This is a genomic window from Geomonas sp., from assembly GCF_035254065.1.
GTDB lineage: Bacteria > Desulfobacterota > Desulfuromonadia > Geobacterales > Geobacteraceae > Geomonas.
Window position 1 is genome coordinate 1 of record NZ_DATFBA010000383.1, and the last position, 17233, is coordinate 17233.

Annotated in this window: 10 protein-coding genes; 8 read left to right on the forward strand and 2 right to left on the reverse strand. The window is 63.8% G+C overall.

The window, feature by feature from the left end; all coding sequences use genetic code 11:
* Positions 1 to 168: 168 nt before the first annotated feature.
* From VJ604_RS18175 to VJ604_RS18210, 8 genes are all read left to right on the forward strand, one after another.
* Positions 169 to 1653, forward strand: coding sequence for an NYN domain-containing protein (locus VJ604_RS18175; protein WP_324084958.1), 1485 nt, complete (start codon positions 169 to 171; stop codon positions 1651 to 1653).
* A gap of 434 nt (positions 1654 to 2087) precedes the next feature.
* Positions 2088 to 3539 (forward strand): MdtA/MuxA family multidrug efflux RND transporter periplasmic adaptor subunit, encoded by a 1452-nt coding sequence (locus tag VJ604_RS18180; protein WP_324084959.1) that lies wholly within the window; start codon positions 2088 to 2090, stop codon positions 3537 to 3539.
* Positions 3540 to 3545: 6 nt separating this feature from the next.
* On the forward strand, positions 3546 to 6665 hold the full coding sequence (locus VJ604_RS18185; protein ID WP_324084961.1) for an MdtB/MuxB family multidrug efflux RND transporter permease subunit: 3120 nt from the start codon (positions 3546 to 3548) through the stop codon (positions 6663 to 6665).
* 244 nt (positions 6666 to 6909) lie between these two features.
* The gene (locus tag VJ604_RS18190; protein ID WP_324084962.1) at positions 6910 to 10047 is read left to right on the forward strand and encodes a multidrug efflux RND transporter permease subunit; all 3138 of its coding nucleotides are present in this window, start codon (positions 6910 to 6912) and stop codon (positions 10045 to 10047) included.
* A gap of 63 nt (positions 10048 to 10110) precedes the next feature.
* A complete protein-coding gene (locus tag VJ604_RS18195) occupies positions 10111 to 11613 on the forward strand; it encodes an efflux transporter outer membrane subunit (RefSeq protein WP_324084963.1) in 1503 nt (500 codons plus the stop codon).
* A 273-nt stretch (positions 11614 to 11886) separates the two neighbouring features.
* Positions 11887 to 12579: a lipid-binding SYLF domain-containing protein gene (locus VJ604_RS18200; RefSeq protein WP_324084964.1), complete on the forward strand. Its 693-nt coding sequence runs from the start codon at positions 11887 to 11889 to the stop codon at positions 12577 to 12579.
* A 183-nt stretch (positions 12580 to 12762) separates the two neighbouring features.
* On the forward strand, positions 12763 to 13449 hold the full coding sequence (locus tag VJ604_RS18205) for a PilZ domain-containing protein (protein WP_324084965.1): 687 nt from the start codon (positions 12763 to 12765) through the stop codon (positions 13447 to 13449).
* 16 nt (positions 13450 to 13465) lie between these two features.
* A complete protein-coding gene (locus tag VJ604_RS18210; RefSeq protein WP_324084966.1) occupies positions 13466 to 14242 on the forward strand; it encodes a hypothetical protein in 777 nt (258 codons plus the stop codon).
* Between the two features lie 20 nt (positions 14243 to 14262).
* Here the strand turns inward: VJ604_RS18210 and murB are convergent, their stop codons facing one another.
* Together murB and VJ604_RS18220 are read right to left on the reverse strand one after the other, a co-directional pair.
* On the reverse strand, positions 14263 to 15270 hold the full coding sequence (gene murB / locus VJ604_RS18215) for a UDP-N-acetylmuramate dehydrogenase (RefSeq protein ID WP_324084967.1): 1008 nt from the start codon (positions 15268 to 15270) through the stop codon (positions 14263 to 14265).
* A 439-nt stretch (positions 15271 to 15709) separates the two neighbouring features.
* Positions 15710 to 16984 (reverse strand): exo-beta-N-acetylmuramidase NamZ family protein, encoded by a 1275-nt coding sequence (locus VJ604_RS18220; RefSeq protein WP_324084968.1) that lies wholly within the window; start codon positions 16982 to 16984, stop codon positions 15710 to 15712.
* Positions 16985 to 17233: the final 249 nt, after the last annotated feature.

Here is a 17233-nt window from a genome sequence, read left to right on the forward strand (position 1 = left end):
GGGGACAGGCACCTGGCGGAGCCAGTCCCCGGTGGTCCGGCCAGGAAGGCAACGCTGAGTTGAAAAAAAAACGCGTACGGTAAATTATCTGCTTCTTCGACCCCGGAGCGGCAACAGGGCCTCGTTGAGGACCTCGCAACGGGAAACGCCCCAAGAAAAGGAGTGAACATGCCGGAGATATCGACTATCCGAGCCGCCCTCTTTGTCGACTTCGACAACATCTTTCTTAACTTTCACAACCAGGACCAGGACCTCGCCAAGGCCTTCGCCACCCGGCCGGAGCGCTGGCTCAAGTGGCTGGTGGAATCGAAGCTCCCGCTCCCCGGCAACGGCGTGGACCGGCGCATCCTGATCCGCAGGTGCTATCTCAACCCCTCCTCCTTCGGCGACTTCAGGCCCTATTTCACCAAGGCCGCCTTCGAGGTCATCGACTGCCCGCCGCTGACCAGCCGCGGCAAGACCAGTACCGACGTCCACATGGTGATGGACATCCTGGAAACCCTGCATCATTACCCCTCCATCGACGAGTTCATCGTGCTTTCTGGTGATGCCGACTTTACGCCGGTCCTCATCAAGCTCCGCAAGCACGACCGCCGGACCTCCGTGCTGGCGGTGGGATACGCTTCCCCAGCCTACAAGGCCTCAGCCGACCACGTCTTCGACCTGGACGACTTCATCAGCACCGGTATCGGCTTCGTGGAGATCGAGGCTGCCCAGGACGTTCCCGCTGCCGATGTGAAGACGCAGACCTCGCTGATCGACCGGATGGCCAGCCGCGTGCTGGAGGTGGTGTCGGAATCGGGGCCCGTGCAGGCGGCTGACCTTCCCAAGATCTTCCGGGAGTTCAAGGAGTTCGGGCGGGACACCAACTGGCTGGGGTTCGGGACGTTGAGAAGGCTTTCCCAGGAACTGGTCAACTGCCGCGAGGGGCTGGTGCTTTTGGACGAGGACCCCTGGAAGATCGGCCTGCAGGGGCCGCCGGTGGCCGATGTCACCGTCATCGAGCAGCCGGTGGGGAGTTCGGAGGTCACTCCCGACAACCGCCAGAGGATCGAGGAGTTCATCGTGGAGACCGTGCGCTCTTCGCCGGTCCCGGTGGTGCTGGCCAAGATGGCGCATCTTTTGGGGATGAGGTTCGGCTCCGGGCTCACCGAGTCGCAGTGGTTCGGAAGCGGCAGCTTCAAGTCGCTGCTCGGGCAGCTGAACCTGCCGGGGATCGAGATGTCCAGCCTGCTTCCCGGCTTTCTGTATGATCCCAGCGTGCATCCAGCACCCGAGGAGAAGATGGACTCGCTGCAGGTGAAGATCCACAACATCACCGACACGCCGCTGCTCCCCACCGAGCATTACCAGATCCTGTTCCGCTGCCTTGCCAACGAGGTCAACGCCAACGGCTACAGCCTGAGCCGGACCTCCAAGGCTGTGCGCGACTGCTGCGCGGAAGAGGGGGCGACGGTGGCCCGCAGCCACGTCAATTTCGTCCTGTTGGGGCTCGGCCACGTGAGGTACCGGTTCCAGCAGGGGCAGGTGGAGGCAGCCACGCTCTCCCAAAAATTCTACGAGAACGTGCTGAACCTCTGCCGCAGTTCGCAGATCTCCCTCTCCGACGAGGACACCGCCTCGGTCAAGGAATGGATCACCGGAAACCAGTAAAGACGGACAGGGCCACCCTGCTTATTCGCTAAAGAGCAGGGTGGTGCCGCCCGCCATGTGCCCGACCCGTCCTCACCCCGTCCCGTTTCCTCATTTCTTCCATAATTTCTCCCAATTTAGCTGCTAACCTTCCTACAACTGACAAAAATGACCTCCTCTTGCGGTCCCTTTTGAATTCCCTTCCCAATACGACGTGCAGAGAAGGCCGGAGCCGGTTTCGTGTACCTCCGGCGCCGTTGCGCATATCCCAAATGAGCGGATTTTCCATCGAAAATACGGGGTTCCGCAGAATAATGAGGAAAACTTGATAAAACGTCGAATGTAAATTGACACTCACATAAAGCATCTGATAAGTTCGCTCGGTTGAAGAAGGAACATCGCCCCTCCATGACGCTTTCGACAGCACACTTGACTGAAACAATAGAAGGGTTGACATGACCACAGCACCTGAAGACAAAGCCCCCTATACCGAGCGCCCGGCCGCTGGCCCTGGCAACCGTTCGAACCGCCGCTGGTGGTATCTCCTGCTGGTCCTCGGCCTGGTGGCCGCCGGCATCTACGTCCTCTCCGGACGCGGCAAGCCGGATGAGAAGAAAGGGGCCAAGCCGGCCATGCCCCCGGCTCCCGTGCTGGCCCAGGCGGCCAGGAAAGGTGACCTCGGTGTCTACCTGAACGGCCTGGGGTCGGTTACCCCACTGAACACCGTCACCGTGAAGTCGAGGGTGGATGGCCAATTGATGGAGGTGCGCTTTCGCGAGGGGCAGCTCGTCAGGCGGGGGGACCTGCTGGCGGTGATCGACCCGCGCCCCTTCCAGGTGCAGCTGACCCAGGCCGAGGGGCAGATGGCCAAGGACGTCGCCCTCCTGAAGAACGCCGAGGTCGACGTGCAACGCTACCGCCAGCTCTGGGCGCAGGACTCCATTCCCAAGCAGCAGCTCGATACCCAGGAAGCCCTGGTGCGCCAGTACCAGGCGGCCATCAAGGTCGACCAGGGGCAGATCGATGCCGCCAAGCTGAACCTGGTCTACTGCCGGATCACCGCGCCGGTCGCCGGCCGGGCGGGCCTCAGGCAGGTCGACGCCGGCAACATCATTCACGCCAGCGATACCAACGGACTGGTGGTGATTACCGAACTGCAGCCGGCGACGGTGATCTTCCCGATCCCGGAGGACAACCTGCAGCCGGTGCTCAGCAAGCTCAAGACCGGCGCCAAGCTCACGGTGGACGCCTATGACCGCGAGCAGAAGCAGAAGCTCGCCACCGGGACCCTGCTCACCATCGACAACCTGATCGATCCCACCACCGGCACCGTGAAGCTCAAGGCGCTCTTCCCCAACGCCAACAACGAGCTCTTCCCGAACCAGTTTGTGAACGCGCGGCTGCTCCTGGAGGTCCGGCGGCAGTCCGTGCTGGTGCCGACTTCAGCCGTCCAGCGGGGCCCGCAGGGGACCTTCGTCTACCTGGTGAAATCCGACAGCACCGTCACCGTGCGACCGGTCACCATCGGCCCCAGCCAGGGGGACGATACCTCGGTTACTGCCGGCCTGGCCGAGGGTGAAGTCGTGGTCATCGAAGGCGCCGAACGACTGCGGGAAGGTAGCAAGGTTGCGGTGAAGCAGCCGGGCGCAGCCGGCAGCGGCCGTGGCGGGCGCGGGGGACAACCCGGCCAACCCCAAGGCCAGGGGGGGCAAAGTCTCGGTGCAGGGCTGCCCGGTCAGCCTCCGCTAGGGCAGGGGGGGAACTACCAGGGACAGGGCGGCATGCCGCAGGCAGGATCGGCGGGACAGGGCGGAGCCCACTCCGGAGGTGCGGGGCAGGGCCGCGGACAAGGCAGCGGACAGGGCGGCGGACAGGGCGGCGGACAGGGCGGCGGGTTCGGAAGGTAACAGCAGATGAACATCTCACGTCCATTCATACTGCGGCCGGTGGCAACCACGCTCTTGATGGTTGCCATCCTGCTGGTCGGCGCCGTAGCCTACCGGCTGCTGCCGGTCTCGGCGCTCCCGCAGGTCGACTATCCCATCATCCAGGTGCGCACCTTCTATCCCGGCGCCAGCCCGGACGTGATGGCCACCTCAGTTACCGCACCCCTGGAGCGGCAGTTCGGCCAGATGCCGGGGCTCACCCAGATGACCTCCACCAGCTCCAACGGCAGCTCGGTGATCACCATGCAGTTCAGCCTGGACCTCTCGCTGGACGTGGCCGAGCAGGAGGTGCAGGCGGCCATCAACGCGGGCTTCAGCTACCTCCCCAAGGATCTCCCCAACCCGCCGGTCTACAGCAAGGTCAACCCGGCCGACACGCCGATCATGACCCTGGCGCTCTCCTCCGACTCGCTGCCGATGCCGCAAGTGGAGGACCTGGCGGATACCCGTTTCGCCCAGAAGATCTCCCAACTCCCCGGCGTCGGCCTGGTGAGCATCAGCGGCGGCCAGCGTCCCGCCGTGCGGGTGCACGCCAATCCGACCGCGCTCGCCTCCTACGGGCTCACCATGGAGGACCTCCGGACCGCCATCACCGCCACCAACGTCAACCAGGCCAAGGGCGGTTTCGACGGCCCGCGCCAGGCCTTCATCATCGGCGCCAACGACCAACTCTACTCCAGCAAGGACTTCCAGCCGCTGATCGTCGCCTACCGTAACGGCGCTCCCGTCAAGCTCACCGACGTGGCCCAGGTGGTCGACGACACCGAGGACGTCAACCAGGCCGCCTGGATGAACACCACTCCGGCCGTGATCGTCAACATCCAGCGCCAGCCGGGCGCCAACGTGATCGAGGTGGTGGACCGCATCAAGAAGCTCCTGCCGCAGCTGCAGGGGGCGCTGCCGGCCTCTATCAAGGTGCAGATGCTGACCGACCGTACCACCACCATCCGCGCCTCGGTCCATGACGTCCAGTTCGAGCTGATGCTCTCGGTCGGCCTGGTGGTCCTGGTCATCTTCCTGTTCCTGCGCTCGCTGCCGGCCACCGCCATCCCGAGCGTCGCCGTGCCGCTCTCGCTGGTCGGCACTTTCGGCGTCATGTACCTTTTGGGCTTCTCCCTCAACAACCTCTCGCTGATGGCGCTCACCATCTCGACCGGCTTCGTGGTGGACGACGCCATCGTCATGATCGAGAACATCTCCCGCTTCGTCGAGGAAGGGGAAAAGCCGCTGCAGGCCGCCTTGAAGGGGGCGAAGCAGATCGGCTTCACCATCCTGTCGCTCACCATCTCGCTGATCGCCGTGCTCATTCCGCTGCTCTTCATGGGGGACGTGGTCGGTCGGCTGTTTCGGGAATTCGCCGTCACCCTCGGCGTCACCATCCTGATCTCCGCCGTGGTCTCACTGACCCTCACCCCCATGATGTGCGCGCGGCTTTTGAAGCACGTCCCCGAAGAGCAGCAGGGGTGGTTCTACCACGCCTCCGGGCGCTTCTTTGACAGGACCATCGAAAAGTACGGCCAAACCCTCAGGTACGTCCTCAAGCACCAGAATGCCACCTTGCTGGTGGCGGTCGCCACCATGCTGGTCACCGTCCTGCTCTACATCGCCATACCCAAAGGCTTCTTCCCGGTGCAGGACACCGGCGCCATCCAGGGGATCTCCGAGGCGCCGCAGTCCATCTCCTTTGCGGCCATGGCCGAGCGGCAGCAGGCGCTCGCCCGCGAGATCCTGCAGGACCCGGCGGTGGCCAGTCTCTCCTCCTTCATCGGCGTGGACGGCACCAACACCACCCTGAACTCCGGGCGCATCCTCATCAACCTCAAACCGCTCGCCGACCGTGACCTGAGTGCCACCGAGGTGATCCGGCGGTTGCAGCCAAGACTCGCCAAGGTACCCGGCATCCAGCTCTTCATGCAGCCGGTGCAGGACCTCACCGTGGATGCCAAGGTGAGTCGGACCCAGTTCCAGTACACCCTGGAGGACCCCAACACCGAGGAGCTCAAGCAGTGGGCCCCCAAGGTCGTGGAAGCGCTCTCCCAGCGCTCCGAGCTGCGTGACGTGAGCTCCGACCAGCAGGACCTGGGGCTCATGATGGCCCTCAATATCGACCGCGCCACCGCCTCCCGGCTCGGGATATCCCCACAGCTGATCGACGACACGCTGTACGACTCCTTCGGGCAGCGGCAGATCTCCACCATCTTCACCGAGCTGAACCAGTACCGGGTGATCCTTTCCGTGCAGGACGAGTTCAAGAAGGGACCCGCGGGGCTCAATGGTATCTACCTGAAAGGCTCAGGCGGCAGCATACCGCTGGGGAGCTTGGCCCGCGCCAGCGAAGGGACCACCCCGCTGGTCATCAACCGCCAGGGGCAGTTCCCCGCCGTCACCACCTCCTTCAACCTCGCCCCCGGCGTCTCGCTGGGTGGCGCGGTCACTGCCATCGAGGAGGCGACCAAGGACATGCACCTGCCGGCCAGTATCCGCGGCAACTTCCAGGGGACCGCGCAAGCCTTCAAGGACTCGCTCACCAACGAGCCGTTGCTGATCCTGGCCGCGCTGATCACCGTCTACATCGTGCTGGGGGTGCTCTACGAGAGCTTCATCCATCCGATCACCATCCTCTCCACGCTCCCCTCCGCAGGTGCCGGTGCCGTCTTCTCCCTTATGATCTGCCGGACCGAACTGAGCGTGATCGCCGTCATCGGCATCATCTTGTTGATCGGCATCGTCAAGAAGAACGGCATCATGATGGTCGACTTCGCCATCGAGGCCGAGCGGGTTGAGGGGAAGCGTCCCGAGGAGGCCATCTTCCAGGCCTGCCTGTTGAGGTTCAGGCCGATCATGATGACCACCTTCGCGGCCCTTCTGGGCGCGCTGCCGCTCGCGCTCGGGCACGGGGTGGGGAGCGAACTCCGGCGCCCCTTGGGCATCTCCATCATCGGCGGCCTGCTGATCAGCCAGATCCTGACCCTCTACACGACGCCGGTCATCTACCTCTACTTCGACCGCGTCTCGGCCCGGTTCAGAAAGAGGAAAGGGGAGGAGGGGGAGCACCCAGCAGGGGAGCTGCCACCCGAGGCGCAATAAGGTGCCGAGGATAAGCAGGGAATGACCAGAGGATCTGTCTATAGCTGTGATAGTCGGCTGACGTCCCCCCCTTGATCAAGGGGGGGACGTAAGGCGGGGGCCTTCATCGCGACTGGCGGATCCTGGGAATGAGCATCAGCAATGCAGCATCATCCAATGGAGCATCCATTGTTGAGCTATCCGCATCAGGTTCCCCCCTTGATAAAGGGGGGACAGGGGGGATTGCAGTTTCAGTAAAGGTACTATGAACATTTCCTCCACTTTCATATCCCGCCCGGTGGCGACCTCGCTTCTGACCTTCGGGCTGGTGCTGGCGGGGATTATCGGCTTCCACTTGCTGCCGGTCTCGCCCCTGCCGCAGGTCGATTTCCCGACCATATCGGTGAACGCCTCGCTGCCGGGGGCCGATCCGCAGACCATGTCCACCTCGGTGGCGGCACCCCTGGAGCGCCAGTTCGGCCGCATCGCCGGGGTCACCGAGATGACCTCGACCTCCACCCGCGGCTCGACCAGCATCACGCTGCAGTTCGACCTGAACCGGGACATCAACGGCGCCGCCCGCGACGTGCAGGGGGCGATCAACGCAGCGCGCAGCTACCTGCCGGCCAACCTTCCCAACAACCCCACCTACCGGAAGGTGAACCCCTCGGACGCGCCGATCCTGATCCTGGCGCTCACCTCCAACACCATCCCCAAGCCGAAACTCTTCGATGCGGCATCCAACATCCTGCAGCAGAAGCTCTCCCAGGTTAAGGGGGTGGGGCAGGTGATCGTCGGCGGCAGTTCGCTGCCGGCGGTGCGCGTGGAGCTGAACCCCCTGCAGCTGAACCGCTACGGCATCAGCCTCGGCACCGTGCGCAACGTGATCTCCTCCACCAACGTGAACCGGCCGAAGGGGACCCTGCAGGCGGGCGACAGGAGCTGGGAGGTCCGCAGCAACGACCAGTTGCATACCGCCGAGGACTATCTGCCGCTGGTGGTCACCTACCGAAACGGCGCTGCTGTCCGGCTGGCCGACGTGGCGAACGTGCAAGACTCCATTGAGGACATCCGTACCACCGGCCTGGTGAACGGCAAGCCCTGCGTTATGGTCATCCTCTTCCGGCAGCCGGGCGCCAACATCATCGAGACGGTTGATAACGTCAGGGCGCTGCTGCCGCACTTGAAGGCGGCGCTGCCGGGTGATGTGGACCTGTCGGTGGTGGTCGACCGCACACCCCCCATCAGGGGGTCGTTGCGCGATGTCGAGATCTCGCTCATCATCTCCGGCTTCCTGGTGATCATGGTCGTCTTCTGGTTCCTCAGGAACGTCCGCTCCACCCTGATCCCAGCGGTCGCCGTCGCCGTCTCCATCATCGGCACCTTCATGGTGATGTACCTGTGCGGCTACTCGCTGGACAACCTGTCGCTGATGGCGCTCACCATCGCCACCGGCTTTGTGGTGGACGACGCCATCGTGGTGCTGGAGAACATCACCCGCTACCGGGAGATGGGGCAGAGCCCGCTGCAGGCCGCACTGAACGGCAGCCGGGAGATCGCCTTTACCGTGCTATCCATGAGCATCTCGCTGGTGGCCGTCTTCATCCCGATCCTTTTGATGGGGGGGATGGTGGGGCGGCTCTTCCGGGAGTTCGCTGTGGTCCTCTCCGCCGCCATCGTGGTTTCGCTGGTGGTCTCCCTGACCCTCACGCCGATGATGTGCGCGACGCTGATGAAACCGCTGGAGCCGCGCGAGCACGGTATCATCTTCAAGACCAGCGAGGCTCTGTTCGACTGGATGCACCGGACCTACCAGCGGACCCTGAGCTGGGCGCTTAGGCACCACCTCCTCATCCTTTTGGTCATGCTGACCACCGTGGTGCTGAGTGTCCTCCTGTTCCGGGCGCTCCCCAAGGGCTTCTTCCCAGACCAGGACACCGGGCGCATCGCCGGGGGCATCCAGGCTGCCCAAGACACCTCCTTCCAGGCCATGCGGGAAAAGCTGCAGCAGATCGTGGCCATCATCAAGCAGGACCCCGACGTCGACTACGTAGTCGGCTTCACCGGCGGCGGGGGCGGCTCCACCACCAACACAGCCCGGCTCTTCATAACGCTGAAGCCTTTCGAGAAGCGCAAGGTGACCTCCGCACAGGTGATCAACCGGTTACGCGGGAAGATCTCCTCGGTCCCCGGCGCCCCGACCTTCCTGCAGCCGGTGCAGGACCTGCGGGTAGGCGGCAGGATCACCAATGCGGCCTACCAGTACACGCTGCAGGGAGGGAACCTCGCCGATCTGAGCTCCGCCGCGCAGACCCTCCTGCGGAAGTTCCGGAGCATGCCCCAGTTGGTGGACGTGAACAGTGACCTGCAGGACAAGGGGCGCGAGGCGAGCCTGGTGATCGACCGGCAGACCGCCTCCCGGCTGGGCGTGACCACCCAGGCCATCGACAGCACGCTATACGGCGCCTTCGGCCAGAGCCAGGTGGCGATCAGCTACACGCTGTTGAACCAGTACCACGTGGTTATGGAGGTCGACCCCGCCTTCTGGCAGCGTCCCGATACCCTCAAGGACATCTGGGTCCCCTCCACCAGCGGCACACTGGTGCCCCTCTCCGCCTTTAGCCACCTCGAGCCCAAGGCGTCGGCCTTGGCGGTCAACCACCAGGGGCAGTTCCCGTCCATCACGCTCTCCTTCAACCTGGCGCCCGGCGTGGCGCTGGGGCAGGCGACCACCGCCATCGACAAGGTCTTCCGGGAGGCGGGGATGCCTCCTGGTGTGCGGGGAAGCTTCTCCGGAACCGCCCAGGCCTTTAAGGCATCGCTCGCCAACGAGCCGCTCCTTATCCTGGCGGCGCTTTTGACCGTGTACATCGTGCTCGGCGTTCTCTATGAGAGCTACATGCACCCGTGGACCATCCTCTCCACGCTGCCGTCCGCCGGGGTGGGGGCAGCCTTTGCCCTGATGCTGACCCACAACGATCTCAACCTGATCGCTGTGATCGGGGTGATCCTCCTGATAGGCATCGTGAAGAAGAATGGCATCATGATGGTCGATTTCGCGCTGGCCGCCGAGCGCAACGAGGGAAAGGCGCCCGAAGACGCCATCTACGAGGCCTGTCTGCTCCGCTTCAGGCCGATCATGATGACAACCATGGCGGCCCTTTTCGGCGCTCTGCCGCTCGCCTTGGGGCTGGGGGTGGGAGGAGAGCTTAGGCGTCCGCTGGGGATTTCAATCGTGGGTGGGCTGATCTTCAGCCAGGCGCTGACCCTGTACACCACCCCGGTGGTGTACCTGTACATGGACCGCTTCCGCCTCTGGATCGACCGCAAGCGCGGCAAAAGCCAGCGCAGGCGTGAGTACGAGCAAAGCCGCGCCGAGGTGGCGCCAGAAGTCAAAGCGTAGAGTAATGTTCTTTGTCCGACGTCCGACCTGTCTGACCTGCCCGACGCCTTAGAGGTGCTAACCATGAGCTGCAACAGCCTTTTCAAAAGATGCCTCCTGCTGGCCCCCCTCGCCGCGGCGCTTGCCGCCTGCTCGGTCGGGCCTGACTACGTCCGTCCGACCCCGCTTCCCCAGGACACCCCCCTGCCGACCGCCTTCAAAGAGGTCGCCGGTTGGAAGGTCGCGCAACCAAACGACGGCAAGCTCGACCAGCGCTGGTGGGAGGTCTTCCACGACCCTGTCTTGAGCGCCCTCGAAGAGCAGGTGGTGGTCTCCAACCAGAACATCGCGGCCGCCGAGGCGCAGTTCCGCCAGGCGAAGGCCCTGGTCCGGGAGGCGAGGGCGGGGTACTTCCCGACCATCACCGCCGGCCCTGCGGTCTCTCACTCCTTCCAAGGTGGCACCGGCCTGAGCGCCACCACCGATACCGGCTCCACGGTCACCACCAACCCCAGGCGCGGCGGTACCACCTCCACCTCCTACTCGCTCCCCGTCGACCTCTCCTGGGAGGTGGACGTCTGGGGGCGCATCCGCCGCACGGTCGAGGCCAACAAGGCCAACGCCCAGGCGAGCCAGGCGGACTTGGCGGCCGCCCAGTTGAGTGCCCAGGCGGAACTGGCCCAGGATTACTTCCTGCTTCGCAACCAGGACATGCAGATAAAGCTGCTGAACGACACGGTGGCGAGCTTTCAGAAGGCGCTCGATCTGACCCGCAACCGCTACAACGGCGGCATCGCAGCCAAATCCGACGTGCTGCAGGCCGATACCCAGCTGAAAACGACCAAGGCGCAGGCCATCGACCTGACGGTGCAGCGCGCACAACTGGAGCACGCCATCGCTTTATTGATCGGCAAGCCCGCCTCCTCCTTCTCGCTGCCGGTGGCGCCGATGGGGGACCTCTTTCCCGATATCCCCGCCGGCCTGCCCTCGCAACTTCTGGAACGCCGCCCGGATATCGCCGCGGCGGAGAGGAGGATGGCGGCGGCCAACGCCCAGATCGGCGTGGCGAAGGCCGCCTATTATCCCGACCTCCGTCTGAGCGCCTCGGCCGGTTTCCAGTCCCTGCTGTTGGGTGACTGGCTGACCTGGCCCAGCCGTTTCTGGTCGGTCGGGGCCGGGCTCACCGAGACGGTCTTCGACGGGGGGCTGAGGGGCGCCCAGACCGAGGCGGCACGGGCGGCCTACGACCAGACGGTGGCGGCCTATCGCCAGACGGTGTTGACCGGGTTCCAGGAGGTGGAGGACAACCTGTCTGCCCTGCGCATACTGGAGGCGGAAGCCAAGGCGCAGGCGGAAGCCGTGCAGGCGTCCGAGGAGACTCTGGCCGTAGCTGTCAACCAGTACAAGGCCGGGATCATCAGCTACCTGAACGTGATCACCGCCCAGACCACGGCCCTCAGCAACCAGCGAACCGAGGTCGGCATCCAGGCTCGCCGGCTCACCTCCAGCGTCGGGCTCATCAAGGCCCTGGGTGGCGGCTGGGAAAGCTCCTCGCTCGCTGAGGATACGGCTACGGCGAAGAAATAGTGACGGAGATCTGGATTGACAAGGCTTCCATCTGTGATATCAACATGTGATGTTTTTAATAATACAGGACGCCCTCACCCATCAGCAGGTACCGGCGGCAAGAAACACCGCCCACGCTATCGTAGAGACTACTACTAGATTCCTGCTGGAGGGTTTATTATAGGAGAAGTAGAGATAGGAGGAGTTTAGATACGAGTATGAGCTCCATTCCATGCCGGGGTTGCCGGCAGTTGATGCGGCCTCCCCGCTGGACCGAGCAAAAGGAGGTTGACCATGAAGATCGGAAGGAGCGTTTCACTGGTACTGGTTGCTTTGCTGCTGGTTGGCGCCTGGGCCACGGCGGCCCTGGCCAGGAACGAGGCGAAGGACGTCCGTGATTCAGCCGACGTCCTGAAGGAAGTCATGAAGATCCCGGAGAAGGGCATCCCCCCCGCATTGCTTAAAGATGCCAAGGCGGTGGTGATCATCCCCGACACCATTAAAGGGGCCTTCATCGTGGGCGGGCAACACGGCACCGGCGTCCTGATGGTGCGTAAAGACAACGGCCAGTGGAGTGACCCGCTCTTCATCAGCATTTCCGGCGCCAGCGTGGGCTGGCAGATCGGCGGCAAGGCCACCGACCTCATCCTGGTCTTCAAGAACAAGAGAGGGGTTGAGGGATTGCTGAAAGGGACCAAGTTCACCCTGGGAGCTGACGCCTCGGTGGCAGCCGGTCCGGTGGGACGCGACGCCCAAGCGGCCACCGATGCGATGCTTAAATCGGAGATCCTCTCCTACTCGCGCACCCGCGGGCTGTTCGGCGGCGTGTCGCTGGAAGGGGCCGTGCTGCTGGTCAGCAAGGATGCCAATGCCCACTACTACGGCAAATCGTTGACCTCGCAGGAGGTCATCGGCGGCATGGGGGGCAAGAAGTCGCCGGCCACCAAGCGCCTCCAGGACATGCTCAACCATTACTCCAGGATGTGATGACGCAACCAGTGAAAAACTGCACTATTACCTGAATCGTGACATGGCCTGATTGGGCCGTTCTCCAACATGCCCGGGACATCATCCCGGGCATGTTTCATGGTGGCAATTTATCCTTGCCTGTGGCGACACGATGTGTTAGGGATGGTCAGCCTGCCGGGTTGACCTGGGAGGGACGGCGCCATGGCAGATGCCAGGATCCTCGTGGTGGTCAAGGAGGCCGACGCCAGGGGCGCCTACGAGGAGATCCTGCAACGGGTCGGTGTCTCCTACGATATCGCCGAGACCTTCACGGATCTGCAGCGGATGTCGAGCGCGGTTCCCTACAGCGGGCTGCTGGTGGACATCCTCACCCTGATCCGTTGCAGCAAAGAGGAAAAGGCCATCGCCTATGACTGCCTGAACTACTACCCCTCCTTGAGGCTCAAGTGGGACGGCAGAGATAGAAGCATCAACCTGAGCCCACTGGAGCAATCCGACACGGTCGACGTCGGGGCCTCCCTTTCCTTCTTCGTCGAGACCAGGTGCAAGGCGTTCACCGCCAGGACCCTGCGCAGGTTCGACCGCAAGGAGAGCTATCTGAACCTGCTGCTCTCACCCCGTCCCGAATGCGGCGAGGGAGAGTGTCTCAAGACCTTTACCCTCAACATATCGAGGGGGGGCGCCTTCGTTCACACCACCGACCCTCTGCAAAAAGGGGAACCGGTCTGGCTCCGCTTTCTGGAGCTGCCTGCCAACGAACCGCTCAAGGCCGTGGTCTGCTGGTGTATCGAATGGGGGACCTGCCGGGGCATCCCGGGTATCGGGGTGCAGTTTGAAGGGCTGACCGACCAGCAGCTGGATCGGATCAGGAAGATGGCGAACCTGTAGCAAGAACGGTTTTTCTATGAATCAATCCCCTGACGAAAAATCCTCCGCTCCGCGCGGCGTCTCCTTGCGAGCGATGCGCTTCCCGCTGGCCCTGGTCCTGTTAGCCGGCGTCTGCCTGCTGACTTCCCTGGCCGGGGCGGGCTCTCCGCCGCCGAAGGAGCGCTCGGGCCCGCCGGTCAAGGAACTGCCGCGCCCGCTGCTCGCACAGCATCCCAACCCGCTGGCCAACGAACTGGAGGTGCTCTCCGTTTCTGCAGAGGAAACCTACGAAGTGGCCATCTCGGGGAAGTTGGACCGTCTGCCGAAGAAGTTCGAGGCGGTGAAGAAGAGCGCCGCCTCGCTTCCCGCCATGCAGGACGAAGCCAACGCAAACCTGTTGCCGCACTTGAAGCACACCATCACCGAGCTGGAGCAGGCGGTGAACTCGAAGGACCGCCTGGATGTGATGCGCTTTTCCAACCGGGTGTCGCTGATCGCCGCCACCCTGGCGGTCCCCCTCAAGCCGTGCGTGCCGACCGAGGTGTCGCTTTTGGATTACAACGCCCGCGAGCTCGCCATCTGGGCCGAGCTGAAGCGGATGGAGCGGCTGTCCAGCATCGTGATCCGGATGCACCTTGCCTGGCAGGCCCTGATGCCCAAGCTGGTGGACCACAACGCGACCCGGGAACTCCGGCGCTTCTCCGACCTGATGGGGCACCTGGAAGCGGCCAAGAGCTCAGAAGAGTACAGCCGCCTCTCCCGCCAGTTGAGCAGCGAGCTGACCGGCCTCAGGATGGTCTTCGCCCGCAAGTAACGCATTTCGAACCTTAGCTCCTAGTCCCGAGCCCCTGCCTTCACATCGGCTGCAACCGGAGAGTCCGTGCCGGCCGAGATGCCGGCCTCCCCCTTTTCCGCGAAGCCGAGCCGGCTCACCTCCTCCTGCAATTCGACCCCCAGCGACGCCAATACCCTTCCCTTTACCAACTGCGCCAGGTGCACCATGTCCTCGGCCGTGGCCTGTCCGCTGTTGATGAGGTAGTTGGCATGCAGGGGGGAGACGGAGGCCCCGCCCACCGCGGTACTGCGCAGCCCGGCGCGGTCGATGAGCCAGCCGGCCGGAATCCGCCCATCCCGGCTGCGCACGTGTTGGTCGGCCTCGAAGCAGTCGATCAGTGCCGGGTCGTGCACTACCGGGTTCATGAAGAAGGAGCCGACGCTCCGCTCACACTGGAGGTTGCGGGCTGCCCTCCTGGCGAGGGTCGCCTCCACCCTGGCCCGGATCTCCTCGGGCATGCCCGGGGTGAGAGCCAGCAGGGTGGAGATCACGATCAGCCGCGGCTGCTCCTTGAAGCGGCTGAAGCGGTAACGGAAAGCGCAGGCATCCCGGTTGAAGGTGACCAGTTCCAGGCTCTCCGCGTCCAGGGCCACCACCTGCTCGCTCAGTTCCCCGATGCAGCTGCCGTAGGCACCGGCGTTGCCCCGCACGGCACCTCCCACCAAGCCGGGGATGCCGGCCAGCGACTCCATCCCGGAGAGCCCCTGGTGGGCCAGGTCGTGCACGAGCGAGGTGAGATCGACCCCCGCCTCCGCCCTCACCAGGTTCCCGTCCCGTTCGACCGCTTCCAGTTTCACCCTGACCACCAGGCCGTCAAACCCGCGGTCGCTGATCAGCAGGTTGCTGCCTCCTCCCAGCACCGCGAAGGGGAGCCGGTTGCCGCGCGCGAAGAGGAGCGCCTCCCGGAGCTCATCGATGCTTCGGGTGGTCGCAAAGAAGCGGGCAGGACCGCCGATTTCCAGGGAAGTGAAGGGAGCCAGGGGGAGATTTTCAAGGATGGTTATCATAGGGAACGCCGTCCGGAGTGAAGGGTGGTATAACGTCAATATAATACAGGAGTTGGGCGCCTAGCACACACTTTTTTAAGGGATATGGCTCAGGGGGAGAACGGAAGGGGGGAAGGGTTGGCCAGTGGCCGGCGGCGCCAGTCCGGGAGCTCGCTCGGCGGCCAAATATCCTCTCAAGTGGAGGAGCCGGGTGGCGATAAGGTATCCAGCTGACCAAATGGGAATGCTGGAAGCTCTGACGCGGCCGATACCGCGGAGCTGACCTGTCGGTCGATGAGCCCTCACGCTGCCGCTCCCGCAGCGTGGGGGCCTTTTTTTATCGCAGCCGCTGCCGTGATACGGCTCACCGCTACGCATCACTTCCGCCGGCATGCCATCCCCTCGCCCCTTCAGGGGAGAGGGGGGCCGAAGGCCGGGTGAGGGCTGCAGCGAATTACTGTCAGTCGCCGTAAAGAAGGTAGGCCTGCCGCTGGTGGAGGAAGTGGTGGATCCCATCGCTCCAGCCCGACACGATCGCCGTCACCGGCTCTCTCCCCTCGACCCCTTTTCTGACCCGCTCCGAACCGGCCATGTCGTCCAGGCCGCCTCTGAAGAAGACCTTGCGCGCGGGCTCCTGAATGGAACCGTAAATAGCATCCATCACGGCAACCCCCGCCTCGACCGGCTGCACGTTGCGGTAATCGGTGATCTCGATATGGACGCCGCAGAGGTCGCGGTTCTTGAACTTGGGTGCGCTGGAGATGCCGGGGAGGCTTACCGGCGTGAAGTGCACCGGATCGAAGCGCAGGCCGGGGAGCCCTTGGCTGTTCAGCTTGTGGGCCAGGGCCTGCGGGTCGATGCCGGGCCAGCCGGCCAGCTGGAACGGCTCCTTGCTGCCGCGCCCCTCAGATGCGCTGGTCCCCTCCAGAAGCCCGATGCCGGGATAGAGCAGGGCGGAGTCGAAGGAGGCGAGGTTGGGGCTGGTGGCGACCCAGGGGAGCCCGGTGTCCGGCCAGCGCATCCAGCGCTGCCATCCCTGCATGGTGACTACCGCCAGGTCGAGCCGGGAAAGCCCCGGCAGCATCTTCTCCCCCTTGATCATCTCCGCCAGCTCGCCCACCGTCATGCCGTGCGCCAGCGGGATCGGGTAGAGCGCGGTGAAGGTAGGCTTGGTCTCGCGCACGAAACCGGCCACGTAGTTCCCTCCCAGCGGGTTGGGGCGGTCGAGCACCACGAAGGGGATGCCCGCCTCGGCGGCGGCCTGCATCGCGTACCCCATGGTGGAGATGTAGGTGTAGAAGCGGACCCCGACGTCCTGGATGTCGAAGAGCACCAGGTCGAGCCCCTTGAGGTCCTCGGGGCGCGGCTTCCTGGTGGCCCCGTACAGGCTCTTGATCGGGATATCCCCCTGGCTGCTGTCGGTCAGCTTGACCCCGTCCTCGGCATTCCCTTCCAGTCCATGCTCAGGAGTAAAGATGACCGCTGGCTGCACGCCGGATTTGGCCATGGCTTCCAGGATCTGGACGCCCCCCACGGTGGCTGACCGGTTGGTGACCAGGGCGAACCGTGTTCCTTTCAGGGTGTGGAAGCCGTTTTCGCTGAGTATCTCGGCACCGGTTTTCACGGTCTCGGCGGCTGATGGACGGGGAGGGGAGCAGAGGAACAGGAGCAGGAGCAAAATAAAGCAGCGGAACACGGCGTTGTCTTCCTTATGGGTGAAATTGGCAAGCAACATACTTGATAAATATCGGTATTGCAAGGAGTTACTGAAGTAGCCGGGACCGTTTTTTTTGTCGCGCAGCAGGAGCAAAACCGAGATTAAGATTAAGATTAAGATTATGAAATGGGCTGAGGCGTGGCGAAAGGGAGGGAAGAGGGTGAAGACGAGCGCAAGATCGATATTGAGATTAAGAAAACCGCTGAGATTTCAGAAAGCGCGAGGGGGGGAGGGGGCGTGAGATCAAGATGAGGAAAAGCTGCGCAG

Excerpts from the sequence above, each read along its gene's own strand:
- VJ604_RS18175 (WP_324084958.1), top strand. The coding sequence starts at position 169 with ATGCCGGAGATATCGACTATCCGAGCCGCCCTCTTTGTCGACTTCGAC.
- VJ604_RS18180 (WP_324084959.1), top strand. The coding sequence starts at position 2,088 with ATGACCACAGCACCTGAAGACAAAGCCCCCTATACCGAGCGCCCGGCC.
- VJ604_RS18185 (WP_324084961.1), top strand. The coding sequence starts at position 3,546 with ATGAACATCTCACGTCCATTCATACTGCGGCCGGTGGCAACCACGCTC.
- VJ604_RS18190 (WP_324084962.1), top strand. The coding sequence starts at position 6,910 with ATGAACATTTCCTCCACTTTCATATCCCGCCCGGTGGCGACCTCGCTT.
- VJ604_RS18195 (WP_324084963.1), top strand. The coding sequence starts at position 10,111 with ATGAGCTGCAACAGCCTTTTCAAAAGATGCCTCCTGCTGGCCCCCCTC.
- VJ604_RS18200 (WP_324084964.1), top strand. The coding sequence starts at position 11,887 with ATGAAGATCGGAAGGAGCGTTTCACTGGTACTGGTTGCTTTGCTGCTG.
- VJ604_RS18205 (WP_324084965.1), top strand. The coding sequence starts at position 12,763 with ATGGCAGATGCCAGGATCCTCGTGGTGGTCAAGGAGGCCGACGCCAGG.
- VJ604_RS18210 (WP_324084966.1), top strand. The coding sequence starts at position 13,466 with ATGAATCAATCCCCTGACGAAAAATCCTCCGCTCCGCGCGGCGTCTCC.
- murB (WP_324084967.1), bottom strand. The coding sequence starts at position 15,270 with ATGATAACCATCCTTGAAAATCTCCCCCTGGCTCCCTTCACTTCCCTG.
- VJ604_RS18220 (WP_324084968.1), bottom strand. The coding sequence starts at position 16,984 with ATGTTGCTTGCCAATTTCACCCATAAGGAAGACAACGCCGTGTTCCGC.